This window comes from Mesorhizobium silamurunense, assembly GCF_014843825.1.
GTDB lineage: Bacteria > Pseudomonadota > Alphaproteobacteria > Rhizobiales > Rhizobiaceae > Mesorhizobium > Mesorhizobium silamurunense.
Genome location: NZ_JHQR01000273.1, coordinates 1 through 1,138, shown reverse-complemented (window position 1 = coordinate 1,138; position 1,138 = coordinate 1). Strand labels below are relative to the sequence as shown.

At 68.1% G+C, this 1,138-nt stretch carries 1 protein-coding gene and 1 pseudogene; both read left to right on the top strand.

All coding sequences use genetic code 11. The features are described from left to right. Positions 1-575 (top strand): ATP-binding cassette domain-containing protein (locus DH10_RS28750; protein WP_192385608.1); only part of this gene is annotated, 575 nt, incomplete at its 5' end. Further along, positions 572-1,138: pseudogene (locus DH10_RS28745) on the top strand (ABC transporter permease); the annotation flags it as partial. The gene DH10_RS28750 and the pseudogene DH10_RS28745, both read left to right, overlap by 4 nt.

Here is a 1,138-nt window from a genome sequence, read left to right as displayed (position 1 = left end):
GGCCGATCACCGCGCCTGGACCCGACCGCGCCGTGGTCTTCCAAAACGATGCGCTGTTTCCCTGGCTGACCGCGCGCGAGAACGTCGCCTTCGCGCTCAGACTGCGCGGCGTGAGCGCCAACAAGCGAGCGCGGCGCGCCGACGAATTGTTGTCGCTGGTCAAGCTCAACGGCGCCGGCGACAAGCGCATCTGGGAGCTTTCCGGCGGCATGCGGCAACGCGTCGGCCTGGCGCGCGCTTTAGCCGCCGAGCCGGACTTCCTTCTGCTTGACGAGCCACTCGGCGCGCTCGATGCGCTGACGCGCGAACGCATGCAGACGACGCTGCTCGATCTCTGGGCGGCTGCCGAAGTCGGCGTGCTCATGGTCACGCATGGCATCGAAGAAGCGCTGGTGCTCGCCACGCGCATCGTCGTGCTGGCGCCGGGCCCCGGCCATGTGGTGGGGACATTCGAAACGCATTTCGGCCGGCGTTATGCCGCCGGCGAGCCTATTCGCGCGATCAAGGCGGATCCGGCTTTTGCCGCAGCCCGCGCGGACCTGACCGATGCGATCTTCGAAGGAGAAGCGGCGTGAGCGTCGGCAGCTATAGCGAACGGCCCGGAGCGAAAGCCGAGGAGAATGACGGGTTTTCGGTGCCGTGGTCGCGGCCACGGCCGAAGCGGACGGGCATCTCGGCGCGGCCAATCAGCGTCATCACCATCCTCATCCTGCTGGGCGCCTGGACATTGTCGGCCCGGCTGCAGCTCGTCTCGCCGGTCTTCCTCCCCTCTCCCGCCGCCGTGTGGGCAAAGTTCGTCGTGGTCGTCCGCGACGGTTTCGTCTACGCGACGCTGCTTCAGCACGTCACCGCCAGTCTAGGCCGTGTGTTCGCGGCGCTGATCGTGGCGATCATTGTGGGCGTTCCGGTCGGGCTCGCGATCGGCATCAGCAAGGTCGGGCGCGGCGTGTTCGATCCGCTGCTCGAATTCGTTCCTGCGGCCGACCCCGCCGCTCGCCTACCTGCCGCTGATCGTCATCTGGTTCGGCATCGGCGAGCCGTCGAAAATCCTGGTGATTGCGATCGCCATGCTGGCGCCGGTGGCGCTGTCGACCGCCGCCGGCGTGCGCGGCGTCTCGCGCGAACGCATCGACGCGGC